Origin of the sequence: Haloarcula sp. JP-L23 (assembly GCF_011602445.1) — an archaeon.
In the GTDB taxonomy this organism is placed as follows: domain Archaea; phylum Halobacteriota; class Halobacteria; order Halobacteriales; family Haloarculaceae; genus Haloarcula; species Haloarcula pellucida.
This window is the reverse complement of the sequence record NZ_CP050016.1, coordinates 151,781-176,265: the sequence shown is the minus strand read 5'-3', so window position 1 is coordinate 176,265 and position 24,485 is coordinate 151,781. Positions and strand designations below refer to the sequence as shown.

Annotated in this window: 18 protein-coding genes and 2 pseudogenes; 8 read left to right on the top strand and 12 right to left on the bottom strand. The window is 57.3% G+C overall.

Annotated elements, in window-relative coordinates; all coding sequences use genetic code 11:
* Nucleotides 1–181: 181 nt before the first annotated feature.
* A complete protein-coding gene (locus G9465_RS22120; protein ID WP_166974676.1) occupies nucleotides 182–2,143 on the bottom strand; it encodes an archaea-specific SMC-related protein in 1,962 nt (653 codons plus the stop codon).
* Nucleotides 2,144–2,402: 259 nt separating this feature from the next.
* Here G9465_RS22120 and G9465_RS22115 point away from each other — a divergent pair.
* Nucleotides 2,403–3,554: pseudogene (locus tag G9465_RS22115) on the top strand (IS630 family transposase).
* Between the two features lie 69 nt (nucleotides 3,555–3,623).
* Here the strand turns inward: G9465_RS22115 and G9465_RS22110 are convergent.
* From G9465_RS22110 to G9465_RS22100, 3 genes and pseudogenes are all read right to left on the bottom strand, one after another.
* Nucleotides 3,624–3,980: pseudogene (locus tag G9465_RS22110) on the bottom strand (IS6 family transposase); the annotation flags it as partial.
* A gap of 298 nt (nucleotides 3,981–4,278) precedes the next feature.
* Nucleotides 4,279–5,523 (bottom strand): MFS transporter, encoded by a 1,245-nt coding sequence (locus tag G9465_RS22105; protein WP_166974673.1) that lies wholly within the window; start codon nucleotides 5,521–5,523, stop codon nucleotides 4,279–4,281.
* A 188-nt stretch (nucleotides 5,524–5,711) separates the two neighbouring features.
* Nucleotides 5,712–6,572, bottom strand: coding sequence for a bile acid:sodium symporter family protein (locus G9465_RS22100; RefSeq protein ID WP_166974670.1), 861 nt, complete (start codon nucleotides 6,570–6,572; stop codon nucleotides 5,712–5,714).
* 173 nt (nucleotides 6,573–6,745) lie between these two features.
* On the opposite strand from G9465_RS22100, the gene G9465_RS22095 reads away from it, so the two are divergent.
* The gene (locus G9465_RS22095) at nucleotides 6,746–7,705 is read left to right on the top strand and encodes a mannonate dehydratase (RefSeq protein WP_166974667.1); all 960 of its coding nucleotides are present in this window, start codon (nucleotides 6,746–6,748) and stop codon (nucleotides 7,703–7,705) included.
* A 113-nt stretch (nucleotides 7,706–7,818) separates the two neighbouring features.
* On the opposite strand, the gene G9465_RS22090 is transcribed toward G9465_RS22095, so the two are convergent.
* The 8 genes from G9465_RS22090 to uxaC form a co-directional block, all read right to left on the bottom strand.
* Nucleotides 7,819–9,603, bottom strand: coding sequence for a glycoside hydrolase family 2 protein (locus G9465_RS22090; protein WP_166974664.1), 1,785 nt, complete (start codon nucleotides 9,601–9,603; stop codon nucleotides 7,819–7,821).
* Nucleotides 9,604–9,749: 146 nt separating this feature from the next.
* Nucleotides 9,750–10,925, bottom strand: a complete 1,176-nt coding sequence (locus G9465_RS22085) for an ABC transporter ATP-binding protein (protein ID WP_166974661.1) — start codon at nucleotides 10,923–10,925, stop codon at nucleotides 9,750–9,752.
* Between the two features lie 37 nt (nucleotides 10,926–10,962).
* Nucleotides 10,963–11,871, bottom strand: coding sequence for a carbohydrate ABC transporter permease (locus tag G9465_RS22080; RefSeq protein WP_166974658.1), 909 nt, complete (start codon nucleotides 11,869–11,871; stop codon nucleotides 10,963–10,965).
* A gap of 1 nt (nucleotide 11,872) precedes the next feature.
* Complete coding sequence (locus tag G9465_RS22075; protein WP_166974655.1) at nucleotides 11,873–12,865, bottom strand: carbohydrate ABC transporter permease; 993 nt, start codon at nucleotides 12,863–12,865, stop codon at nucleotides 11,873–11,875.
* Nucleotides 12,855–14,183 carry an ABC transporter substrate-binding protein gene (locus G9465_RS22070; RefSeq protein WP_166974652.1) on the bottom strand — a complete coding sequence of 443 codons (1,329 nt, stop codon included), beginning with the start codon at nucleotides 14,181–14,183 and terminating at the stop codon, nucleotides 12,855–12,857. The genes G9465_RS22075 and G9465_RS22070 overlap by 11 nt, the downstream gene beginning before the upstream one ends.
* Nucleotides 14,184–14,542: 359 nt before the next feature.
* Complete coding sequence (locus G9465_RS25850; RefSeq protein WP_166974649.1) at nucleotides 14,543–14,653, bottom strand: SDR family oxidoreductase; 111 nt, start codon at nucleotides 14,651–14,653, stop codon at nucleotides 14,543–14,545.
* Between the two features lie 150 nt (nucleotides 14,654–14,803).
* Nucleotides 14,804–15,628 carry an SDR family oxidoreductase gene (locus tag G9465_RS22060; protein WP_166974646.1) on the bottom strand — a complete coding sequence of 275 codons (825 nt, stop codon included), beginning with the start codon at nucleotides 15,626–15,628 and terminating at the stop codon, nucleotides 14,804–14,806.
* A gap of 143 nt (nucleotides 15,629–15,771) precedes the next feature.
* Entirely contained in the window at nucleotides 15,772–17,139 is a 1,368-nt protein-coding gene (gene uxaC, locus G9465_RS22055) for a glucuronate isomerase (RefSeq protein ID WP_166974643.1), read from the bottom strand.
* A 772-nt stretch (nucleotides 17,140–17,911) separates the two neighbouring features.
* Here uxaC and G9465_RS22050 point away from each other — a divergent pair.
* The 6 genes from G9465_RS22050 (at nucleotide 17,912) to G9465_RS22025 (ending at nucleotide 24,464) form a co-directional block, all read left to right on the top strand.
* Entirely contained in the window at nucleotides 17,912–18,676 is a 765-nt protein-coding gene (locus G9465_RS22050) for an IclR family transcriptional regulator (RefSeq protein WP_166974640.1), read from the top strand.
* Nucleotides 18,677–18,759: 83 nt separating this feature from the next.
* Nucleotides 18,760–20,211, top strand: coding sequence for an aldehyde dehydrogenase family protein (locus tag G9465_RS22045; protein ID WP_166975183.1), 1,452 nt, complete (start codon nucleotides 18,760–18,762; stop codon nucleotides 20,209–20,211).
* Between the two features lie 134 nt (nucleotides 20,212–20,345).
* Nucleotides 20,346–21,284, top strand: coding sequence for a dihydrodipicolinate synthase family protein (locus tag G9465_RS22040; protein ID WP_166974637.1), 939 nt, complete (start codon nucleotides 20,346–20,348; stop codon nucleotides 21,282–21,284).
* Between the two features lie 48 nt (nucleotides 21,285–21,332).
* Nucleotides 21,333–22,403 carry a mannonate dehydratase gene (locus tag G9465_RS22035; protein ID WP_193571770.1) on the top strand — a complete coding sequence of 357 codons (1,071 nt, stop codon included), beginning with the start codon at nucleotides 21,333–21,335 and terminating at the stop codon, nucleotides 22,401–22,403.
* A 102-nt stretch (nucleotides 22,404–22,505) separates the two neighbouring features.
* On the top strand, nucleotides 22,506–23,369 hold the full coding sequence (locus tag G9465_RS22030; protein WP_166975176.1) for an NAD(P)-dependent oxidoreductase: 864 nt from the start codon (nucleotides 22,506–22,508) through the stop codon (nucleotides 23,367–23,369).
* Between the two features lie 48 nt (nucleotides 23,370–23,417).
* Nucleotides 23,418–24,464 carry a lactonase family protein gene (locus G9465_RS22025; RefSeq protein WP_227015858.1) on the top strand — a complete coding sequence of 349 codons (1,047 nt, stop codon included), beginning with the start codon at nucleotides 23,418–23,420 and terminating at the stop codon, nucleotides 24,462–24,464.
* Nucleotides 24,465–24,485 lie beyond the last annotated feature (21 nt).

Here is a 24,485-nt window from a genome sequence, read left to right as displayed (position 1 = left end):
TGATTCGTGGGACAGCCCATTAAATCACTGCCCTCGGTGTCTGGACGACACACATTGACAGACGACTATCCTCGATAGCTCGTCCTCCGCATCTCGAAAGCGTTCGGTGACCTGCACAATGTGTACACAAGACCAAAGCACCACTGCAAGGAAAAACCGAGTGTCTGAACGACGACGGCGCTCAGATGGCGGTGATCCGGGTCACGTCGTCGCCGAGTGGCGCTGCGTCTTCCGGAAGCAGTGCCACTACGAGATAGTCGGCGTACTCCTCAAAGTAGTCGACGAGCTGGGCGATCCGGTCCGAGTCGATGGCTTCCAGCGAGTCAAGCAACATGAACGGGACCGTCTCGTGCAGGTCGTGGACGAGATAGCCAGCCAGGGCGAAAATGAGCCCCGTAACTTCGCGTTCACTTTCGCTCAGGTGCTCAACCGTATCTTCGTAGGCTGCCCCGTTCTCTGTGGTCCGGACGATATGGAGATCGAACGCTGTCTGGTCGACTTTCCGTCGGCCCTCCCGTACCGTCTGTTCGACACGTTCGATCCAGATTCGGTCGAGATTCTCGTAGTCCAGAATCCCGAGCATCGCGTCCATATGCTCGTTGAACTCATCGACGGCGTCGGCTTCGATCTGGTCGATCTTCGTCCGTTCGTCGGTCAATTGCTCCACCAAGTCCTCGCGTTCTTCTCGAAGGTCTTCGGCACGGTCGAGCATTTCCTCGATCTCCTCGATTTCCTCGGTGACGTCCTCGAGATCAGATTCCAGACTGTCGATTTCAAACTCAAGTTGGTTGGCTTCTTTGTGGAGCGAGAGCACTTCCTCGAAGTCGCCCGATTCGAGGTCGTCGACGTCGGCTTCGAGTGTTTCGACGTCGTCGGTTAATTCTTCGCGCTGGGATTTGAGCGAGTCGAGTTGCGCGTTGCGGCTCTCAAGTTCGTCGTCGATGTCCGCGAGCTTACGCTCGATCTCTTCACGCCGCTTCTGTTGTTGTTTGGATTCGCGCTGCTCAGCTTTCAAATCTTCAAGCTCAGACTTGACGTCGCTAAGATCCTGCATCAGGTCCTGCCGGCGTTCCTGGAGGCGCTCGACAGTATCCTCGATCTGGTCACGCTCGACTGTTGACCCACACGTCCAACACATAACTGACTTATCGCCGCTAGCAAGCAGTTCGTCGGTCGGTGACCCAGTTGATTCAGACTGATCAGCTGCATCGAGCCCCTCGAGTATCTCGTAGTCGTCTTCTTCTAATCGCTCTTCGTTGTACTGGATGAGGCTCTGGAGGTCGGAAATCTGGGAATTCAGCGTTTGGCGTTTCTCGCGGAGCTGTTCAATCTCGGTGTCGAGGTGCTGGTGATCGCCCATCGGCGTCTCGGGCAACTCCTCGATATCGGCCTCAAGCTCGCTCCGTTCCTGTTTGAGTGAGGTAATACTCTCATTTTGCGTCTCGATTTGGCGACGCGTCGATTCAAGATCTGAGCGCGTCGAGCGGAGCTCGTCGAGTTTCTCTTCCAGCGCTTCCTGTTCCTGCCGACTCGACTCAATATCTCGATTGCTTTCGTCAATTTCTGCTTCTTTGTCCGCAAGATAGTCCTTTTTGGCTTGTATTTGTTCCTGTATCTGCTGTCGCCGTTGTTCGAGTTCGGGGATATCCGTTTTTCTATCTTCAATAGTGGCTAGTTCGTCATTGATTTTGTCTTTTTGTTCTTCTAATTCGCGTATTCTATTTTTTATGTCGCCAATATCGACGGGACGCATGATAATCTCGCGAAGGTCGTCGCCACGGGCGACAGACTGGCGCGCTTCGTTGGTTTCCAGTAGGAAGGCGAAGAGATCGGCGACTTCGGGATCGTCGAGGTAGCCGTCGCCGTCAAACACGACTGTCTCTCCTGTTCGGGTGAGTGTCCGTTCGTAGGTTTCGCCATCGAGATCGAGTTGGACGCGTCCCTCGTCGGCATCACCTTTCAGTGTCGCCTGAGTGCTTCCCATGGCTGCCATGATTGACTGGAGGAACGACGTCCGGTTAGTCGCGTTCTTCCCAGTGAGAGCAGTCACACCAGGGGAAATCGAAACGTGGGAACTGTCGATACCGCCGATATTCTCTACAGTGAATTCTGCTGTTTTAGAAACCTGTTCGGAGGGGGTCATACGCCAAGAGTGTGGTTCCATCTATTAAAATCTTGCATGGTAAATTTGTTATGTCTGGGTGAAAAACCGCCCACTCTTATTTAGATGACAGAGGAGGATGATACACTGTAGCAAACTAACTCATTTCACAGCTAAAGCCGAGTAGTATGCCCCCCGTCTCTCTAAAAGGGGTTGGCTCGTAGTTACCGAACAAATACACTGAGTGTAGCTTCAACCGTGAGTGTACCTGCTTATCTCCTCTGGGCGCGTATCTACTGGAATGGGAGCGAAGAAATACGTCGTGGAGCTGTCTGAGGAAGACCGCAACACGCTTGAGTGGTTCATTTCGACCGGTGAACGCAAGGCCGAGGATAATACACGAGCACGGATCCTACTGAAAGCCGATGACGGGCTCACTGATTCGGAAATCAGTGAGCACGTCGGTTGTTCTCCCAAGACGGTCTCTAACACGCGCAAAGCATACTGTGAGCGAGGGCTCGCGGCGATTCATCGCCGCAAGCCCGACCGTGAATACGAGGTCAAAATGGATGGTGCCGCCGAAGCCCACCTCATCCGACTCGCCTGTAGCGAACCCCGGAAGGACACGCTCGCTGGACGCTGCATCTCCTTGCCGACGAACTCGTTACCCTCGACGAGATCGACTTCGAGTCGATCTCTCACGAAACCGTCCGACAGCGGCTAAAAAAACACCCTGAAACCCCATCTCTCTGACTACTGGTCGATCCCAGCCGAGAATGACGCTGACTTCGTCTACCATATGGAGGACGTTCTCGACCTCTACCACGAACCATACGACGAGACGCGTCCAGTCATCTGCTTCGACGAATCCAGCAAAGCACTCCGTGGGCACGAACGCGACCCGCTCCCGGCGCGACCGGGAGCGGTCGCCCGTGTCGATCACCGCTACGAACGCAACGGGAAAGAACGGATTCACCTCGCCACGGAACCGTTGACTGGCTGGGTGAACGTCGAAGTCACCGAGCGACGACGCACCACCGAGTTCATCGACCGGATGGTCGAACTCGCAGACAACCACTACCCGGATGCGGACCGCATCCGGGTGGTGGTCGATCAACTCAACACGCACAACCCCGCTGGCTTCTATCAGTTCTTCCCGCCGAATGAAGCCCAAGCGTACCTTGATCGGTTCGAGTTCCACTACACGCCCAAGAAAGGAAGCTGGTTGAATATGGCCGAGATCGAACTGGGTGTGCTCAAACGACAGTGTCTCGACCGTCGAATCTACCACGCAGCGACTCTCCGGTCGGAGGTCGCTGCGTGGCAAGATCATCGGAACGCGGCTAACCGACTCATCGACTGGCAGTTCACCACCGACGACGCACGAATCAAGCTACGCCGGCTCTACCCGGTCGAAATTGAAATCGAAGAGGACCGGCAAGTTCAGGGTTGAAGCTACACTGAGCGTGACCCTTAGGGAACGGTCTTGATGTTCCAGTGTGCACAGGCTCTCGAGCCTCGCGATATCCAGCAGATACAACGAATCAAGATCGACTGCCGCGTATAGCCAGTACCACTCGGTTCCGATTTGGACAGCAGTCTCGTCGACAGCGACCCGCGACAACTTCGCCGTCAGCGGGTCCGAGTCGCTGTCGGCCAGCCGATGGGTCCACTGCCAGACCGCACCGTGTGAGCGTTGGACACCCAGTAAGTCTAAGATTGCGACCGTCTCCCTGATCGACAGCCCTGCCGTGTGGAGACGCACCCCGAATCGCCGGACGGGTGTCGGGGTGCGCTCGTTCACCCAAACGTCTTGGCTGTCCACATCTAACGTCTCGTTGAGCAGGTCTGCGAGTTCATGAGCACTTCTCGCTACGATCTGCTCGCTTCTCAAAGCCGCTCAATTAGACACTGCCCGTGAGCCACTACGACGGTGGCATCGGTCGGGTTGGCGCTTTCCACAGCGACGTCAACGAGTCGGCGCACGCTGACGGGAAGCAGGATTGACTCTACTGTCATATGTATACTAGTGACCATCAAATGTAATAAAATTCACTTTCCGTAAATGGTCGGCAGATTAGAAGAACGTGTCGCGTTATGTGACACCGCTTACTGGTGAGGCTCGACTTGACTACCGTGACCGATTGGCGCCGATCTCACCGGGTTTCCACCAACGATCAGTCGTCGGACGGCGTTTTGTTCACCGTTGAGTCAACGGTAGATCGGGTCACGAACCAGGCCGTCACGAGGGCTCCTGCGACGACGAGTTGGGCGTAGCCAACAGTCCGGAGCATCCCCACACGCCCAAATGCATCCACAAGCGGCATTGGAGCGAACGGCGAGAGCGCAAACCCACCGTAGGTCATCATGGTGATACCACTTAGGGCGCGCCCGCGGACTTCCTCCTGGACGACCGATGCGACCCAGTCGTTGACCGTGGGCATGACGATGCCGAATCCCATCGCACCGGCGATGACGACGCCGGCGATCACGAGTGGGGCGGAATTGGCGGCTGTGAACAGGAGGAAACCAGCCCCTCCGACGGCAAAGGCGGCTGCCATCACTGTAATGTGCTGCACGTGTTGTTTGATGCGGCCGTACAGCGTGGCGGCAACGACGCCCGCAATCATCACGCCCGAGATCACCAGCCCGATCTGTGAACCGCCCACGCCGAGGGAGCTTTGAAGATAGTACGGAACCTCAATCATGACGAGATTGGTCGCCATCATCCCGAGTAGCACCAAGAGGTAGATACCGGCCACTAACTTCGCAGGCGCTTCCCGCACGATCTTGGCGGCTGCCTCAAGCCGGCTGACTTCGTTGTCTCTTTCCGACTCTTTCACATCGGGTTCCGGCAGGAATCGAATGATCGGTGGGACGAACAAAAGCGCCCCGGCGAAAACGAGGAAGATATATCGCCAACCGATACTTGACGCGATGTAACCCCCAAGGGTGGCTGCGACAGCACCGCCACCAGCCTGTACCGCGCCGTAGTAACCCATAACCGATTCGCGACGATTGCCTGAGTAGTAGTCTGCGATGAGTGTCGGCACCGTCACCATGAGTGCACCGACAGCGATGCCATCAAGAATACGCGTTGCGAGGATCAGGTAGATCGAGTCAAGGAAGAACGCGGCGCTCGTCCCGACACCGTAGATGATCACTGCAGCGATCAAGATGGGCTTGCGAGCGTACTTATCGAGCAGATACCCCGTGAGCGGCGCGACGACGATTACGACCCACGCAGAGGTTGTGCTAACGAGCTGCGCCAGCGTCTCCGAGTTCGGCAGGTGGGCGAACGTCTCCTGGATTGCTGGAATGGTCGGGTTGATCAGCGCCCCAGAGAACGAGGGAATAACGCCGATTAAGACCAACGTCACGAGCATCGACCAGTGGAACGACTTCGAGTGGTCTGCCGACATGCTCACTCACCGGATCTTGTTCCGTTCTCCGAACGGTGCATAATTGCAAATCGACTCCCTAAGAGATGACGTGGCATACACGTAGATGTGTACCCATAACTATTATAAATATCTTTCTATGATGGTCGCGGTGAGTGCAAGACGCTTAGACACAACCTTTTGTGGATCTGTCCGATTAGGCGCCGTCTCTAACGGATGTCGAACGGCAGTGACCGAGATCGCCATACACTGGCGGTGATTCCTGGAACGATGACGCTCACGAGGCTGAATGCGATGATCGTCACGAGGACATCTGGTGAGGGAAAGCTTGTCGTCGCAACGAGCAACGCGATGGCCGCGTTTCGAGCCGTAGTCGACGTCGCGAGGACCTCTCGGGTAGATTTATCCGGACCACCGAAGGCGTATCCTGCGATCATCGAACAAACCACGATCACGGAAGAGATAATCATCACGCCGGTCCCGACGAGCCGACCGATCTCGTTGACGTTGATTGCCAGCAAGAGCGCTACTAGAACAAAAAGTAAAATAGTCGAGAACCTGCGCATCGGGGCGTGTAACGTCGAGGCGAGCGCCTGATATCCTTCACGTAGACCGAATCCTACGAGTAGTGGAAGAAGCTGAACGACGATGACCATCCATGCCATCCCGAATAGGTTGACACCTACATTCCCGGGGACGAGGAGCGCCAACGACGCCGGGATGGTGAAAACGGAAACAGTCGCTAGCATGACCATGAGACCGCTTGCGAAGGCAACATTGCTGTTCGATATCTCTGCGAGCTTCGGTCCGAACGGTGCACCGGGAGAGACAGCGATTAAGAGCAATCCGACTGTGTGACCTGTCTTCAGTGGAGCGATAAGGACTGCTGCCATCGCTAATACGGGAACGCCGACGAGATTTATGAACACAGACCGCATCACGAGCCCGAACTGGGAGACCGAGGCCAGGACGTCGTCAATACGAAGCTCGAGACCGACCGAGAACATGGTCGCGAGGACGAACGTCGTGACCAGCGGATCCACGAGCGCGGCGGGGCTGAAAACCTCCATTCATACTGGATTGGGTCAGAGAGCGTCAAAAAAGACGCGGACCGGTCGCGTCGGCACCATGTCTGTATTCGCAGCGGCTGTCTCGTTGTATTGCGAGCAACGGTACGGGCACTGGGATCTGTAGTGGTCTCGAAACGATAATGTATATACGCTTCTGCCAACATTTGACTCATATGGTTCGACCAGCCTTGGTGCTCCCCCCGGAGCCCGACGAGCGTTGGCAACTGGCCAAGCAGATGGGCGTCACCGACGCCGTAATCCATCCTCTCGAAATCGGCGATGACAAGACTTCGTGGACATACGACGAGCTCCGCGGACTCCGGAACTGGCTTGAGGACGCCGGCCTGAACTTCTCCGTGCTGGAAGGCAGCGTTCCGCTAACCGATCGCGTCCGCCTCGGGCTCGATGGCCGAGACGAAGACATCGCCGAGTTCAAACAGTTCCTCCGGGACTGCGGCGACCTCGGTATCTCTGTCGTCTGTTACGACTGGATGGCCGGCGTCCGCTGGGCTCGGACTGAGGCACACGTCGAGTCTCGCGGTGGGTCCTACGTGACCGGTTACGACAATGAGAAGATGCAGGGCGGACCGACTGTGGCGGCTTCCGAACGTAGCCACGAAGAGATCTTCGAGGCGCTGGCGTACTTCCTTGAGGAGGTCATTCCAGTGGCCGAGGAGGCGGGCGTCAAGCTTGGACTCCACCCGGATGATCCGCCACGCGAGTCCGTTCGCGACGTCCCCCGTGTTGCCAATAGTGTCGAGAACTACGAGCGGATCTTAGATGTCGTCGACAGCGATCACAACGGTGTCACGTTCTGCCAAGGCAACTTCGCCGCGATGGGTGCGGACATCCCGGAGGCGATTCGGAACTTCGGCGAGCGAATCAACTTCGTTCATTTCCGCGATGTCGAGGGCGATGCAGACCAGTTCGTCGAGACCTGGCACGACGACGGTCCGACAGACATGCACGCGGCGATGGCAGCCTACGAGGAGGCCGTCGACGGCGGCGTGCCGATGCGCCCCGATCACGTACCAACGATGGCCGGCGAGGATAACTCTAATCCCGGCTACCACACGAAAGGTCGGCTGTTCGCAATCGGCTACATGCGCGGTCTGATGGACTCGGTCGAGTAGGGCAAAAATAATCTGTCGTACCGGTCAACGACCGCTACTACCGACCGATACTTTCTGGCGTCGGTGGCTGGTGATCTTTGAAGTGGTCCTGGCGTACTCCTACAGTTTCGTCACTACCGCTGGTCCGAGGTGTAGAAGTCTCGGAGGACGTGGAATGCTTTCTTTTTGCGACCGTGCTGATCAACGACGCCCTTCCGGTTGTAACCTCGCTGGTATTCATTCTGGCGCATCGGTGCTCGGAAGTCGAAGAGGATCCACGGAGATATGCCGGCCACTTGCTCTTTTGCTGCGACCGCTTCCGTCTGACCTCGGTAGATCGCAGCCTGATACTCCTCGGTCCAGCGGTCGTCCTCTGTTCCGTGGTTGCCCCACTTGGCACCGCCGCCGGTCTCGGAGATAACGACCGGCGTCCCGTCGGGATCATCCTGGAAGTGCTGCATATCCTCGGAGTCGCCGTAGTACCATCCGAAGTACTCGTTGATACCAACCACGTCAAGGGCGTCCTCCAGCGGATCTTGGATGACAAGCCCGTCGTCGGTCTCGTCAACGAAACACGCCGCGGTCACGAGTCGCGTGTCGTCGAGGTTCCGGACATAATCGGCCATCTCGGGGAGTACCTCATTTCGAGTCTCGTCATTGTGGTCAGTCTCGTTCGCGATCGACCAGAGCACGACCGATGCGCGGTTCCAGTCACGCTGGATCAGCTCGCGGAGCTGCTGCCGGTACAATTCCTGTATGTCCTCGTCGCCGAAGTTGATGTCCCAGTATGCGGGTACTTCTTCCCAGAGGAGAATGCCTTCCTCGTCCGCCGTCCGGGCCATCTCTTCGGTGTGGGGATAATGTGCCAGCCGTGCGAAGTTACAGCCCAGTTCGTTGATCCACTGGAAGCGCGTCTGGACATCTTCGGCATCAAGCGCACGCCCCTTGCCAGCGACTTCCTCGTGGAGTGCGATGCCGCGGAGCCACACCTCCTCACCGTTGACAAGGATATCGCTCCCTCGAACCTCGATCTCACGGAACCCGATACGGTCGGTGACCGCGTCGTCGCCATACGTGAGCTCGATCTCGTACAAGCGCGGGTTATCAGGACTCCACAGCGTCAGGTCGTCACGGTCGAACGAGATCTCCGCACTGATCCGTCCATCGCTGTCGGACGTGAGCGATTCGTCGACGTCGAGCTCTGGAAGCGTGACAGCAGCCTCAGCGCCCGTAGCGGGCCCGTCAAGCCAGGCATCGACTTGGACATCGACTGCGTCGTCGCTGACGGTAGTCTCGACTTTGAAGTTTCGCAGGTACGTTTCCGGGACCGAAACGAGGTCGACCGATCGGTTGACACCACCGAAGTTGTACCAGTCGGTACTCTCGTTCGGAATACCGTCCTCGTAGCGCTTGTTATCCATCCGGAGTACGATCACGTTCTCGCTGTCCTGGAGTTCGTCGGTGATCTCGAAACTGAAGGGTGTGTAGCCGCCCTCGTGGTCTCCGAGGCGCTCGCCGTTGAGCCAGACCTCGGCCTTGTAGTTGACCGCGCCGAAACGGAGGTACGTACGGTCTTGTTCGTCGATCTCCTCTCGGTCGAACGTTCGCGCGAACCACACCCAGCCTTCGAAGTGACGGAACTCGGGCATCTCCTCGCCCCAGCTCGATGGGACATCCACCGAGTACCCGTCATAGATATTGAAGTCCGTGATGTCGTCGCTGCCCGACGCACTGGGCTCGTAGATCGACTCGAAGCTCAGCGCCGGCTGGCCGTCATCGTCAGGGAGTGCCGCGACGTCGTCGTCCTCATCGTCGACGAAGTCGTCGAAGTAATCCCGGAACATCTCGTACTGATCGGGAATCGCCTGCCATTCGCCGTCAAGCGAGTAGCTGTCTCGCGGATACTCTAACAGTTGCATCAATTGTAGTGAATGAGTCAACCACATAAAAAAGTTCTGTGACGGGTCAACACTCCACGGCCCGTGGAAATTTAGGTGTTCGATCGTCGTCTGCAGATCGCCCAGTCTACGACGTCGATCTCCGATGCCCCGCTGCCGGTCCGTCGTTAGTTTGAGACCTGTTCGACTTGCGGTTCGAGACCGTGGACAAGCGCATCGCCGGTCGCGTTGTCGAAGAGATGGATTTGCGCACGGTCAAGCGCGATGTCTACCGTCTCTCCGGTCTCAATGTCGACAGTCGGCTCGACGGTCATCAGCAACTGGTCCGTCTGCGTGTCGGTCTGCTCTCCCTCGTCAAGATCGGCCTCGAAGGCCACGTCCGTTCCCTCGGGACGCAAATAAACGACGAGTTCGTCGCCCATCGGCTGGACGACGTCGACCTCCAGCGTAACCACGTCCGTCGCGGTGGCCGTGGTGCGGTGGGAATCGAGGTAGACATCCTCCGGACGAACACCGAGGACGATATCATCGCCGTCGCTAACGCCGACGGACGGCGGAATATCGATATCCATGTCGAGGTCGGGAGCGACGAACGAACCACCGTCTCTCCGACCGTTGACGAACCGCATGCTAGGCGAGCCGACGAAGCCCGCGACGAACAGGTTCGCCGGTTCGTTGTAGCACTCCAGTGGCGGCGCGAACTGCTGGAGCTGCCCGTCGTTGATGATGGCGATGCGGTCGGACATCGTCATCGCCTCTGCCTGGTCGTGTGTGACGTACACCGTAGTCACGTCCAGTTCCTGTTGGAGCCGCTGAAGTTCCGTCCGCATGTGCACTCGGAGCTTCGCGTCGAGGTTCGCCAGCGGTTCGTCCATGAGGAATACTTCCGGGTTCATTACGATAGCTCGGCCGATGGCGACTCGCTGTCGCTGCCCACCCGACAGTTCGTCGGGCATCCGGTCTAGCATCCCGTTTATTTGTAAGATATCGGCGGCCTGTTCGATGCGTTTGTCGATCTCCGACTCCTTGTAGTTCTTCAGCCGTAGGCCGAAGGTCAGGTTCTCCCGGACGGTCATGTGGGGGAACAGCGCGATGTTCTGAAACACCATCGCGATGTCCCGGTCCTTCGGTGGCTTGTTCGTCACATCGGTCCCGGCGATCTCGATGAGACCACTGGTCGGTTTGGTCAGCCCGGACACCGTCTCGAGTGTCGTCGACTTCCCACAGCCCGATGGGCCGATGAGCGAGACGAACTCGCCGTCTTTGATATCTAAGTTCATGTCGTCGACCGCGACGACGTCGCTGTACCGCTTCGTTACACCGTCGAGTTTGAGGTGTGTCATGGTCTGTCTGGATGTTGGTGGTAATTGTGTGCCAAGGCTATCCCTTGATAGAGCCGGACGTGAGCCCGCTCACTATCTTGCGTTGTGCGAGCAGGACGATGAGCGCGACGGGCACGACGCCGATGAGGCTCGCGGCCGCCATCAGGTCGTACCTGACGGAGACCTCGGTCTGATAGCGTAACAGCCCCCAGACGATGGGCGACCAGTTCTGGGGGGAGCCGGTCGTCATCAGCTGGGAGAAAAAGAACTCGTTGTAGGCCGTGATGAACGTGAGGATACCCGCAGTGACGAATCCCGGCGCGGAGAGCGGCGCGATGATACGGTAGAGCGCGCCGATCCGAGTCGTACCGGTTACTCGGGCAGCGTCTTCGAGCCCGTCGGGAATCTGGCCATAGAACGTCGTCAGGAGGAGGATGGCGAACGGTAGAGAAAGCGCCGTCAGCGGAAGTCCGACGGCCGCTGGCGAGTTGAACAGGTTCGGACTGCTGACTCCCAGCACGGTCACGTTCCCCGTCAGGAGTTTGAATAGCCCGACGATGAACGTCGCGCCGGGGAAATACGAGATAGAGATGAGCAAGAGGAACAGTGGCCGCTTCCCCCGGAACTCCATTCGCCCAAACGTGTATCCCGCGAGGCTCGCGAACACCAGCACGAACGCCGTCACGCCCGTCGCGATGATGAGACTGTTGCGCATATAGAGGTGGAACGGGACCGCCTGAAACGCGCCGATGAACGATGTTGGGTCGAAGCCCGCTGGCAGCAGGCCGGCACTCGTCGTGTCGCCTGGTGCCGAGAGCGCCAGCATCAGCAGGTAGTAGAAGGGGAACAGCGAGATGAGCAGGATAAGGAGCGTCGTCCCGTAGAATGTGTACCTGAAGAGCGGGCTGGAGTCGTCGTCGAGGTCAACCGCGAACAGCCGGTCCGAGAGCGAGGAGTCGGTCGCCATCTTAGATACCCCCCGCACGCGATCGGCTGAGGACCACGAGGTAGATCATCGAGACCGAGCCTATCAATAACGCCGTGAGGAACGCGAGTGCCGATGCGGTCCCGTAGAGGCTCCCGTTGAACGTCCCGACGACGGCACACGTGATCGACGGCATCGTACTGCAGTTGGCGATAGCGTCGATCTGCCCGTAGACGCGCATCGACCCGATAGAGGTCAGGAGCATCGCGACCATCAGCGTCGGTATCGCCTGCGGGAGCGTGATCATGCGGAACTGCTGCCATCGGGAGGCCCCGGCGACCTTCGCAACGTCATAGAGGTGCTCGTCGATGCTCTGGAGCCCCGCGAGCACGATCAGTGCGACGTATGCCGAGCGCTTCCAGATGGCTGCTAACGTCACGATTCCGACTGTCGAGGCGCTGTTGCTGAGCGGCCGCGCTCCTACGAGGCCGATATCGTGGAGAATCCGGGTCCCGAACCCACCGGGGATGAACATGAGATAGAAGATCATCCCCTGGATGACGATTGGAACAGCCCATGGAATCAGTACCGCGGTCCGGACGATGGAACGGCCTCGGAACGTCTTGTTGAGAACCAGCGCCTGCACGAAGCCAAGGGCGGTAATCAGCACGACACTCACCGCCGTGTAGATCATCGTAGTCGGCAGGATGCTCTGGAACGGATTGCTAAGGTCGAAGAACGGGCGGATGAGTATCGCCCCGCGCTGCCCAGTCACGATTTCGACGTAGTTCTGCAGGCCAACGAACGCGCCCGTGAACTGACTGAAACTGTCCGCATACATCGATGTCCGGAGCGTGAAGAGGATCGGCCACAGCGCGATAGCCGTGAATATCACGAGCGTCGGCGCGAGCACCAAATACGCGAACTTGGTCTCCGAGAGGTTCTCGACCCAGTTGTTCACGTAGGCGCCGCTCCGTCGGAGACTGTTCGGAACTATCGACGCCTGTTGCGTTGCTGTCCGGTTACTACTGGCCATAGCTGTCCTCGATCTGCGCTAACTGTTCCTTGGCATCGGCCATCCCCTTCTCGGGAGCCTTGCTCTGGGAGACTACGTTGTGGACTTCTTGAGAGATGACCTTCGACTCTTGGAAGTAGATGGGTGTGACCGGACGAGGCATGGCGTTGTCGGCCATCACCGAGAACGTATCCATGTACTGGCCAAAGAGCGAGTGGTTCTTCACCGCCTCGGACTGCAGGAGTTTCGGCTTCGCTGGCAGATAGCCCGACAGATTGAACCACTTGACGAGGAAGTCGTCCTTCATCACCGTTCGAAGCACTTCGAGAGCTGCGTCCTGCTTGTTGGAGTTCGGATTGACCGAGAGGTTGTAGCCAGCCAGTGGTGACATCGTCCCGCCGACACCCTCATACGTCGAGTCTGACTCCTGAATCCCATACGGCTTCGGCATGAGACCGAGTTTTTCGTTCACGGTGTCGCCGAAGTTGTCTCCCGAAGACGCGAGCTTGGCGAACGCAGGGTTGCCGACCGTATAGGCGAACGAATTTCCGTTGAGGAAGGCATCGAGGTCTTTAGTGTATCGCCAGCCGAGCACGTCAGATGGGACGATGCCACCGACGAACGAATCGTTGTCCAGCGAGTGCTGGTCCTCGTGCCCCCACATGAACGTCCGAAGCATCCGGAGTGCGTTGAGAACCTGTTCCTCATCGATAGTGATCGGCCGGTCCCCGACAGGTCCGAACAGATGCTCTCGACCGCCGAAGTACGCGCCACCCCATTGTGACATGATGGAGTTGAACGTACAACATGTGATGGTTTGTGAAAGCTCGAAGGGCATCGTGAGTCCATACTGGAGCCCCTGCTGTTCCTGAATATCAGCGGCGATCTGGGAGAACTCTTCCCACGATTTTGGTTCCGTACCCCAGTTCTCAGCATCGGGATCGTACCCGGCCTCCCGAGCTAGGTCGCGCCGGTACCACATTCCCCGAACGTCCATGATGAGAGGGACCCCGAAGATGTTCCCGTTTCGGCCTCGGCTCGAATCGATGCTCTCGGCGTTGTACTCGTTCTCGAGGGTCTGGACGTGTTCATTGGGGAGTGCCTCACTGAGGTTCAGCAACTGTCCACGGCGTATGAACGGGATTGACCACCCGACGTCCATAGTCAGGATGTCCGGACTGCTCCGACCGGCGTTGAGCCACTGGCGGTACTGTTCTTCCAGCGTTCCGGGTGACTTGGTACTGACCTCGATATTGATGTCCTCCGAGAGCCCCGCCTCGTGGAGCGCTGGCTCGAACTGCTCTATGGCCTGCTTTGGCGTCCGAGCGATCAAGTTCATCGATACTGTCGTCGACCCGCTTGAACCGCTACTGCCTCCCCCGGTCGTGTTCGATCCACTACCACCGTCGCCCGAACATCCAGCAATCGAGGCTCCAATGCCTGTCGCACCAACTGCTCGAATAAACCGTCGTCTGTGTACACCACTATCGTCGGACATGTTACGACCAGACATACATATACTATAATATTAATAGTTTTTGGCCCATGCAATTTCTGACCATGCTTGAAAGGCACAACCATGCCACTAAAATGTAGTCTGAGATTGGCTACCGACAGAGAAGAGGAATTGGCTGCTGAATGTCTCAACTCGGGGCTTACTGCATCCCTCTGGCTACCCAAGCGACCGGCGTGTCAGGCTCATCCTTCGCGATACCGCCACGCGTCCGAGGTCCATCCGCCGTCGGCGTGAAGCACCTCGCCGGTGACGAAGGGATCCTCACGGGCGAAGAAGGCAGCACAATTCGCCATACTTGCAACGGAGCCACACTACCCTATCGGTGACCGTCGCTTGATGTCCTAATCGGTGTAGTCCGCGGATTCTTGTGTCTCGTCGGTGATATCGGTGTAAATGAAGCTGGGGGCCAGCGCGGCCAAGCATAGCGTCGAAAACCGATCGCCTCAGACGCCGCTGAACGCGGAGAACCCGCCGTCAATCGGAATGACTGTCCCGGTAACGAACTCAGAACCGGGCGCGATCAGCCACAGAACGGTCGTCGAGAGGTCCTCCGGATCGCCGAACCGGCCTTGCGGGGTATGGTCGATGATCGACTGTCCGCGATCCGTGAACTCGCCGGTCTCCTCGTCGATCAGCAGGTAGCGGTTCTGTTCGGTGAGGAAGAACCCCGGCGCAATCGCGTTCACGCGGATCTCCGGGGAATACTCCTGTGCCATGTGGACGGCCAACCATTCCGTGAAGTTCGAGACGGCGGCCTTCGCGCCTGAATACCCCGGAATCTTGGTCAGAGGTGTGAACGCGTTCATCGACGAAACGTTCAGGATCGTCCCCTTACCCTGACCAGCCATGTACTCGCCGAAGGCCTGCGACGCGAGGACTGTTCCCACGAAGTTGATGTTAACGACACTTTCGAGGCCCTCCTTCGACAGATCGAAGAAGGACGTCTCCGGCCCTGTCGTTGCGTCGGGATGATTCCCGCCGGCGGCGTTGACGAGAACGTCGATGCGCCCGAATTCGTCGACGACCGTCTCAGCGGCCGCATCCAGTTCAGCGCGGTCGAGCACCGACGCCGGAATAGTGATGGCATCGATTCCCTGTTCCGCAAGTTCGGCTCGTGTCTCCTCAAGCCCCTCTTCACCGCGAGCGAGGAGCGCGACCTTGCCGCCGTTCTCACCGATCGCTTTCGCCATTTCGGAGCCCAGGACGCCCGATCCGCCAGTTATCACGCAGACCTTGCCGTCGATATCGAAATCGTTTGCAACAGTCATCGTGGTCTACAATCCAAATCGTAGCGGAGGTGTATGTATGTTCGTGTTTTTGACGAACGTGGACGAGCCGAGGACAAATCGTATCGCAACCGGTCGTTCGGGGACAGATTATGCCGAGCGGCCTGTCAGACCGCCCGCCTACACTACTCGAATCCGTAGAGGGACTTCGGTCGATCGTAGGCCAAGTGAGTCGCGAGGTTCTCGGCGTGAGCTATCGGCATTTGCCCTCGATCGACCAAGTCGCCAAGCATGTTCGCCAACGAACGGCGGAACATCTCGAAACGGGAACTGAACGACATCAGCTTCCGGGAATCACTCACCATCCCAGTATGATTCGCAAGCAGGTCGACGCTGGCGACCTGACGCAACTGCTCGTCTATTCCGTACGGACTGTCGTTGAACCACCACGCAGGACCGACGCTGACGTTCGGGAACGCCCGCGATAGTGTCGTGATGGACGGATAGTGTGTCGGGTCGACAGTGTAGAGGACGATATCCATTTCATTGTCGAACGTGTTCAGGAAATACCGGAGGTTCTCCGTCAGCTCGATAGACTGCGTCGAAACATCCCCACCCGCGTCGGCGCCGACGGTCTCGTAGAGGGAGTCACGGTAGTCGCGGACAGGCCCGATATGAAGTTGTGTGACCCAGTCTTTCTCGGCGTTGAGCTTCCCTACCTCTTCAAGCAAGAACGCCTGAAGGTCACGAACACCCGTTTCCGTCAGGTTTTGCCCGTCGATGGCCCGTTGGTATAGGGTTCGCGCACGCTCTCGACTGACCGGTCGGGAGATTGGTTCGGTCAGACTGAGGTCGCTCGCCCGACAGCCGTGTTCAGCGAAGTAGTCGTGTGTCTGGGCTAGGGCATCCAGAAACCCCGATAGTGTCTCGGTCCGAATTCCGGTTGCCGACTCAAGTTCTTCGACGAACCCGTACCACGATCCACTGTCAACGTGGAACGCTCGGTCAATACGCCACGTCGGACGCACGTTAAGACCGTCAATGTTGTCGGCAGCACGTTCGTGCTCCGAGAGCGAAGAAGTCGGGTCGTCCGTCGTACAGAGAACTTCGACATCCATGGCATCGAGGAGTTCTTGAGGACGCATGGCACGGGTGGACAACTGTGTCTCTGTCTCGCGCCAGATCTCTTCAGCAGTCTCCGATGATAGCGGCTTCTCGATACCGAACTGCCGTTGCAAATCGAGATGTACCCACTCGTAAGTCGGACTGCCCGCAAGTTCTGGGAAGATCTCAGCCAATGCCATCCACTTTTCTTTGTTCGGAGCGTCGCCGGTTATCTTGCGCTCCGGAACACCTCGTTTTCGCATCATCGACCACACGTAGTGGTCTGTCGCTCCTTCTACCTCCCAGATATCGTTCCAGCCGTCATTGGCTACGATTTCGTTCAGGTCAGCGTGACTGTGCGGGTCGACAATCGGGAGGTCTCTGATACTGTCGTACAGTTCGACAGCTGTCCCCGACTCGAGGAGGTAACTGTCATCAACGAAGCCCATGTACTCGGGTCACCGACTCGCATATATAAATCTAACGACAGGCCGGGTGGTATCGAGTCGACTCTCTTGGAATCCAGTAGATTCTCCAGCAACGAATCTGGCGAAAGAGGGCTTCACACAGACTCTAGTCCGAGCAGCAAGAGTTCACAAACGGCTGAGATAGCTCGTTTGTCAGCCATTGCTACTCGTTACGTGCTGCACATGTGAGAACCGAATACCGAAAACAACCTCGTGTTCTCGAAGAGCGAATTACACGCCGGAACGATAGCTTCAGCATCGAGCCGTAGCAAAAATCAGAGGGAAACGCTCCAGAATAACACGAGTACAGAAGTTATTTCGACAGACCACTCTAGCTCCGCCGAGGAATAGAAAGTCGAGAGTGGGGAGACTGTTTCAAGTGATAATGGTATTCTTAGCCCACTAACCGGTCGTTTCTCACTTATCGAACGATCCCATCGTAAGTGATCATCGGAATTTGGAGACTGACTCGCTCGGCCGAACGATTCCGAGAGCGAGACAGGTAAGAAGTGACGGTGACTACTAACTTAAATAACACTAGTACACTAGTTATCTTTCAGACAAGGAACGACGTTCTGTCTGTTCCCAGCCTGGTGCAGACGTCCAGACAAGTAGCCAGCTAAGTACGAAAGTTCCGAAGACAAATCACACTGAAATATATATATTCGCCAATTTTTCGCACTTAGATGGTCTGAGTCCCGTGATTCGATAGGAGAGAACAAGCTATAAGTTGCGTCGTATCCTTGTATAGGCCATGCCAACGAACACGCCGCGAAAGATCGAGGCGGTCCGCAAGACCTGCCAAATCATCGACATTCTCCAGACACGTGGCGAGGCTGGTATCACGGAAATCTCCGAGGAGATGGACTTCTCGAAGAGTGCAGTGCACGGCCATCTCGCTACTCTCGCAGACGAGGGACTCGTAGTGAAAGACGGACATTCGTATTATCTCAGTTTGCGGTTCATTGACATTGCCGAGTCAATCAAAGAGCGGATCGCGAAGCGAGAGATCGTTAGAGAGCAAGTCCGTACGCTCGCGGAAGAAACCGGTGAGGTCGTTCACTTTGGTGCGGAGGAGAACGGACAGGTGGTCTATCTCTCGAAGTCGAAAGGGGATTCAGCCGTCGAGACCGCCTCGAAAGTCGGCAAACGGATGCCGATGCACTCGACGTCGCTGGGCAAGGCAATCCTGGCAGAGCTACCACATGAAGACGCCGAACAAATCATTGAACAGCACGAACTGACCGCGCGGACAGAACACACACTTACTGATCCCGACGCACTGCTGGCGGAACTAAGCGAGACGCGTGAGCGTGGATATTCTATCGACGACGAGGAGAATATCCCAGGCGTTCGCTGTATCGGGATGGCCGTCTCGGACCCGGATGCAGGTGTCTTCGGTGCACTCAGCATTTCGGCGCCATCACAGCGGATGACCGAAGATAGAATCGAAAACGAGCTCTCGGAGAAGATTGCGCAGGCCGCCAACGTCATTGAGGTCAACTCAATGTACTCGTAATCTCACGTCTCACATTGATCTACGGCAGGAAGCAGACTATCTCATCAAAACATTTGTAAGCGGGTGTCGGATACCTATCCATGATGTCGGAGAGTTACAAGAACTATGTACGCGGTGAGTGGGTCACCGCCGAGTCCGGAGAGACGTTCGAAGTTATCGATCCAGCACAGTCCGACGAAGTCGTCGGAATGTATCAACAATCCAGTGAGGCGGACGCGATCGGAGCGATAGAGGTCGCAACTGCTGCACAGGACACGTGGGCGGCAACACCCGGACCAGAGCGGGGAGCGGTGCTGAAGCAGGCAGGCGACACGCTCGCGGACCGGAAAGAGGAAGCCATCGAGGCGCTGGTGCGGGAAGAAGGGAAAGCACGGTCCGAAGCAGCGGGCGAAGTGCAGCGAGCCATCGATATCTTCGCGTACTACGGTCAGAAGGCGCGAGACCTCGGAGGGCGACACAAAGCATCCAGCAGTCGGAACACGGATCTCTACACTAAAGTCGAACCGCTGGGGACCGTCGGACTCATTACGCCATGGAATTATCCAATCGCGATTCCGGCCTGGAAACTTGCCCCAGCACTCGCGGTAGGGAACACAGTCATCATCAATCCCGCGACTGCCGCCCCTGGCCCGACACGAATACTCTTCGAATGCCTTGATTCGGCTGGTCTGCCAGACGGCGTCGCAAACATGGTTACGGGCTCCGGGAGCCGAGTCGGAACACCGCTCGTCGAACACGACGATATTGACGGCATCTCCTTTACCGGAAGTACGGCGGTCGGAACGCACATCGCAGAGACTGCCGCTGCGGAACGCAAGCGGGTTCAATGTGAGATGGGAGGAAAGAACCCGACTGTCGTGATGCCGAGTGCGGATCTCGACGAAGCCGCAGAAATCGTCGCGAATGGAGCCTTTGGCACGACGGGCCAATCCTGTACTGCTGCGTCACGGGCTATCGTTCACGAGGACGTTTACGAGTCGTTCGTCGAGGAGGTCGTCGAATACGCCGAAGCAGTAGATATCGGTGCCGGTCTGGATGACCCGGACATGGGACCACACGTTTCGAAGAGCGAACTCGACTCCACGCTCGAGTATGTCGATATCGGACGTGAGGAAGGTGCGACTCTCGAAACCGGCGGGATCCGATTGACCGGGAACGAATTCGAAGACGGATTCTATGTCGCTCCGACCGTATTCTCCGACGTGAGCAACGACATGCGCATCGCCCAGGAGGAGATATTTGGCCCGGTGCTGTCCGTCATTGAAGCTGGTGATTTCGACGACGCGATAGAGTTAGCGAACGACACCGACTACGGGCTCGCCGCGAGCATCGTGACCGATCGACTCTCTGAGGCCGACGCGTTCGTCGACCGTATCGAATCCGGCGTCGCTAAAGTGAACGAGAAGACGACCGGACTGGAGCTACACGTTCCCTTCGGCGGCTACAAAGATTCCTCAACGAACACGTATCGTGAACAAGGAGATGCTGGCCTCGATTTCTTCACCTCGACAAAGACCGTCTATCGAAATTACTGAAACCACTTATCAGTGGACAGAGCAGATCGACTGTTGCATCGCCTCCTCAACTGCTCACGTACGTCTCCGTCGTTAGCTAATTGGAATGAGGTTTATAGACAGCTTTTTATACTAGCAGTTACTGAACCTACACAATGTCACTCGGTATAGACGAGGTCAGAGACCGTCTTAGAGGTGTGGCGGTCGGTCTCTTGACCCCCTTCGACGAGCAAGGCGAGATAGAATACTGGAAGATAGAAAAAAACGCGCAGACGCATTATAAACGCGGAATTCGCACGTACCTCGCGGCTGCGAACATCAGCGAGTACCACTCCCTGTCCCAGGAGGAGCGTGTTGACGTGACCGAAACGAGCGTGAAGGGACTCCCATCCGACGCGTGTGTACTCGCCGGCGTCGGTGGTAGCACGTCGGCAGCCCGTGATTTGATTCGGGCTTACGACCGCATCGGCGTCGACGCGATGATGATAATGCCGCCAGACCACACGTACCTGCACGAACGTGGGTTGCTCGACTACTATCACAAATTAGCCGACGTGACGGAAACGCCGCTGGTCCCGTACGTCCGTGGCTTCGACCCATCTGTCGAGTATCTCGCGGAGCTCTCTAAAATCGACGCTGTCGCTGGCATCAAGTATGCTCTCGAAGATCCGATAAAACTCGGTGCGGCGACGAGCAAGGGTGCTAACGACGTCGTGTGGGTCAACGGCTTAGCAGAGCCCTACGCAGTCTCCTACTGGGCCGAGGGTGCAGAAGGCTTCTCCGCCGGTGTGAGCAATTTCCGACCAGAGGTCGGTCTCGCCCTGTTCGAAGCGCTCTCGAACGGGGACTGGGAACGCGCTCGAACGCTCCGGGACATCTGTCTGCCCTATCAGAACTTCCGCGATCGAACCGGCCAAGACAACTCGATTGCGGGCGCCATCAGTGTCCCGGCTGTAAAGAAGGGGCTCGACCTCGCCGGGATGCACGGCGGGAGCGTGCGAGAGCCGATCCGGCCCCTGTCATCGGTAGAAGCACAAGAAGCGACGGAAATCTACAACAAATTGGACGACGATATCGCACGGCTGATTGAGTGAGCTATCGTAGAACAAAGAGCTAAGACAGAGACCTACGTAAGTTAGCACATGACACAAGACATGACAACCGACACAGAATCGCTCCCGTTGCGGAGCGGACTCAGGACGCGGACGCTCTCGGACGAACGGCTTCGCTTCTGCCGGCAGATCGGCGTCGAAGACATCTTTCTAGACCACCGGGATCCACGTGGCGACGTTTTTGAGGACGAGGGTAGCAACGACAGCGAGACGATCACCATCGACGAGGGCGTCGTCCCGTCCGTTTCCGAGTTAGTACAGGCACGCCGGCGTGCAGAAGATGTGGGCCTGCGGCTGATGGGTATCCAGTCGCTGAGTTACAACGTCTACGGGAAGATCATGCTCGGCAAGGATGGACAGGAAGCGCAACTGGAAACCATCAAGAACCTCATCCGGAACGTGGGACAGGCCGACATTCCGATACTGGGCTATCAGTGGAATCCCCGGGGCGTCGTGCCGATGCGCACCTCACAGACGGTCCGTCTGCGTGGCGATGCGCGAGGGAGAGGCTTCGACATTGAGGACATCTCCGACCCGTACGAGCAAGCTCCAGGTGTGGAGCGTGAGTACGAGGAAGCGGAACTCTGGGACAACTACGAACGGTTCCTCGAAGAGGTTCTGCCCGTCGCCGAGGAGGCAGGCGTAGAGATGGCACTTCACCCGGCCGACCCGCCGACGGTCGAACAACTCGGCGGTATTCCTCGCCTGTTTCGTAACTTCGAGGCGTTCCAGCGCGCGATGGATCTCGTCCCGAGCGATAATCACGGACTCAAGCTCTGTCTTGGGTGCTTCTCCGAGATGCCGGACACGGACATCACCGACGTGATAGAGTACTTCGGCTCTAACGACGATATCGTCTTCGTCCACTTCCGAGATGTCATCGGCACCTGGCCAAGTTTCACGGAGACGTTCGTCGACGACGAGCAGAGTAACTTCGATGCACTAGATGCTATCGAAGCGCTACAAGAGGTCGGGTTCGATGGCGTGATGGTTCCGGACCACGTCCCAGAAATCGTTAACGACACGGAGTGGGGTCACCGCTCCCGTGCTCATGCTATCGCGTATCTCAACGGTCTGCTCGCGTGCTCTCGGCGAGAGTAATAGCCGCTGACCGGCAGTATCTGAACGACCCATTTTGACAGTGAAGACACGTTGTGGGACCATATCGCAAGTTTATTTGATTGCTCAACCGAGGTATGTTCTATGAACGTGCTGGTCACCGGCGCATACGGTCGGTGTGGAACCGCCATAATCGACAATCTGCACCAGAGCTCGGACTACGAGTTCACGTATCTGAACCGCTCTGACCGGCCTGACGATCACCGATACGGTTCGTTCGATACGCACGTCGCCGACGTATCCGACTACAATGCGATTCGTCCCGCCTTCGACGGGCAGGACGCCGTCGTTCATCTTGCAGCCTATCCCTACACTGACGGCGACTGGTCAGATGTTTTCGAACCAAACGTCCTCGGGATGTACAACGTCTTGGAGGCTGCCCGGGATGCGGAAGTTGAGTCCTTTGTGTTCGGATCTACGAACCACGTGCAAGGGCTGTACGAAGCCGAGCTGGCACCCGATATCTACCGGCGAGAACACCCGCTATTACTTGACCACACGGACCCCGTCCGGCCGGATTCGTTCTACGGTGCGACGAAATCTTTCGGCGAAGATATCGGCCGGTATTACGCGGAAGCGATGGATTGGCCGCGACGGTTCTATGCCCTGCGGATCTGTACTGTCCAGTCGGCCGCATTCGACAATCCATACGGCCCTGCAGAGAGACACGTCGAAGAAGGCGAAATCACTCGGGGCGGCGCAGCGTATCAACAATCAGTGAACCGAACGAAAGCCACGTGGCACTCCCGTCGGGACTTCGCTCACCTGATCGACTGTTGTCTGCAGGACTCTGACGTGACTTACGGGATATTTAACGGCGTCAGCGCTAACGACCGCCGCTGGTTCTCCATCCAGAACGCCCGCGAACGACTTGGATATCAGCCCCAGGACAATGGCGAAGCTTGGAACGAACCCCCCACGACCGAGCAGCGCGACATGGAATCGTAACACGTCCAAACCAGAAAGCCTGAGTACGACGGTACGATATCAAAGTATGTGACACACAAATCCCCCATGGCAGTTATTGGGACGTATAGCCCTGCAAACAGTGCAGGAGTCCACACGGTCGCAGTCAATCCGGATACTGGTGCGTTGGACCAACTCGACTCCATCGTCGCTGGCCCGGACCCTACGTTCGTCGCATCGCATCCGCACGGTGATTACATCTACGCCGCAGTTCGAACTGAACCAGAAGGTGTGATCAAGGCCTTCGAGGTTGACAACGACACCGGCGAGTTATCGCTCGTAAACAGCGTCGAGAGTGGGGCGCTCAGTCCATGTCACTGTAGTGTCGATGCGACAGGAGAGTATCTGTTTGTTGCTCATTACGCAGGTGGGGCCGTGTCAATGCTCCCGCTCGAAGCCAATGGTGCTGTAGCTGCGCCGACCGCAGTGGTAGAACACAGCGGCTCCAGTACCGACCCCGACAGGCAGACAAGTCCACATCCGCACTCGGTCAATCCCGGGCCGGCTAACGACTACCTCTACGTTCCAGATCTCGGAACTGATCAAGTCGTCATCTACGAGATTCGGCCTGCAGAGGACAAGATCGCATTGCATCGAACGGTGGATATCGAGCCGGGGTCCGGTCCACGCCACCTCTCTTTCAGTCCCGGCGACGAGTACGTATACCTCATCAACGAACTCGATTCGACAGTCACCGTCTTCGAGCGAACCCTCGACGGAGATTTGACGAAGCAGTCGGAGGTATCCACTCTCCCATCCGACTTCGATGGAAAAAACAAGACTGCGGAGATCCAAGTTCATCCCTCCGGCCGATACGTGTTCGTCTCAAACCGGGGTCGAGACACTATCGTCACATTCGCTGTTGATGGTGACGAACTACACCGCATTGACGAAACACCGACCGGTGGCGAGTGGCCCCGGCACTTCAACATCTGCCCAACCGGGGAGGCGCTCTTCGTAGAGAATCGGGATACCGACGAGGTAGTTGTCTTCGATATCGACGTCGAGACTGGTGGCCTAACTCAAACCGGCCAGCGATTGCCTGTCGCAGAACCGGTTTGTCTTCAGTGGATTTGACGTTCCAACCGCGCCCGTGCT

Bases quoted from the DNA above. Each gene is read 5' to 3' on its own strand.
- G9465_RS22120 (WP_166974676.1), bottom strand. From the start codon at position 2,143: ATGACCCCCTCCGAACAGGTTTCTAAAACAGCAGAATTCACTGTAGAG.
- G9465_RS22105 (WP_166974673.1), bottom strand. From the start codon at position 5,523: ATGTCGGCAGACCACTCGAAGTCGTTCCACTGGTCGATGCTCGTGACG.
- G9465_RS22100 (WP_166974670.1), bottom strand. From the start codon at position 6,572: ATGGAGGTTTTCAGCCCCGCCGCGCTCGTGGATCCGCTGGTCACGACG.
- G9465_RS22095 (WP_166974667.1), top strand. From the start codon at position 6,746: ATGGTTCGACCAGCCTTGGTGCTCCCCCCGGAGCCCGACGAGCGTTGG.
- G9465_RS22090 (WP_166974664.1), bottom strand. From the start codon at position 9,603: ATGCAACTGTTAGAGTATCCGCGAGACAGCTACTCGCTTGACGGCGAA.
- G9465_RS22085 (WP_166974661.1), bottom strand. From the start codon at position 10,925: ATGACACACCTCAAACTCGACGGTGTAACGAAGCGGTACAGCGACGTC.
- G9465_RS22080 (WP_166974658.1), bottom strand. From the start codon at position 11,871: ATGGCGACCGACTCCTCGCTCTCGGACCGGCTGTTCGCGGTTGACCTC.
- G9465_RS22075 (WP_166974655.1), bottom strand. From the start codon at position 12,865: ATGGCCAGTAGTAACCGGACAGCAACGCAACAGGCGTCGATAGTTCCG.
- G9465_RS22070 (WP_166974652.1), bottom strand. From the start codon at position 14,183: ATGAACTTGATCGCTCGGACGCCAAAGCAGGCCATAGAGCAGTTCGAG.
- G9465_RS25850 (WP_166974649.1), bottom strand. From the start codon at position 14,653: ATGGCGAATTGTGCTGCCTTCTTCGCCCGTGAGGATCCCTTCGTCACC.
- G9465_RS22060 (WP_166974646.1), bottom strand. From the start codon at position 15,628: ATGACTGTTGCAAACGATTTCGATATCGACGGCAAGGTCTGCGTGATA.
- uxaC (WP_166974643.1), bottom strand. From the start codon at position 17,139: ATGGGCTTCGTTGATGACAGTTACCTCCTCGAGTCGGGGACAGCTGTC.
- G9465_RS22050 (WP_166974640.1), top strand. From the start codon at position 17,912: ATGCCAACGAACACGCCGCGAAAGATCGAGGCGGTCCGCAAGACCTGC.
- G9465_RS22045 (WP_166975183.1), top strand. From the start codon at position 18,760: ATGTCGGAGAGTTACAAGAACTATGTACGCGGTGAGTGGGTCACCGCC.
- G9465_RS22040 (WP_166974637.1), top strand. From the start codon at position 20,346: ATGTCACTCGGTATAGACGAGGTCAGAGACCGTCTTAGAGGTGTGGCG.
- G9465_RS22035 (WP_193571770.1), top strand. From the start codon at position 21,333: ATGACACAAGACATGACAACCGACACAGAATCGCTCCCGTTGCGGAGC.
- G9465_RS22030 (WP_166975176.1), top strand. From the start codon at position 22,506: ATGAACGTGCTGGTCACCGGCGCATACGGTCGGTGTGGAACCGCCATA.